Annotated in this window: 1 protein-coding gene; it reads right to left on the reverse strand. The window is 68.7% G+C overall.

All coding sequences use genetic code 11. The annotated features are described in order from the left end of the window. On the reverse strand, window positions 1-204 hold a 204-nt coding region (locus tag IF09_RS48760), incomplete at its 3' end, for a transposase (protein ID WP_418953106.1). Window positions 205-214: the final 10 nt, after the last annotated feature.

Here is a 214-nt window from a genome sequence, read left to right on the forward strand (position 1 = left end):
GACATTCTCCTTCCGCAGGGCGGCCAGTTCCTCGCGCTCGGCGGTGGTGAGCAGGTCTCCTCGCTCGCCGGCGTCGGCCTCGGCCTGCCGGATCCAGTTACGCAGGGCCTCGTGGTGCACGCCGAGATCCTCGGCCATGCGGCGGATCACGGGCTTCGGCTCGGCGGTCCGATACATCCGTACCGCACGCTCACGCAACTCCAACGGGTACTTC

It is taken from the genome of Streptomyces katrae (assembly GCF_000717655.1).
Taxonomy (GTDB): domain Bacteria; phylum Actinomycetota; class Actinomycetes; order Streptomycetales; family Streptomycetaceae; genus Streptomyces; species Streptomyces katrae_B.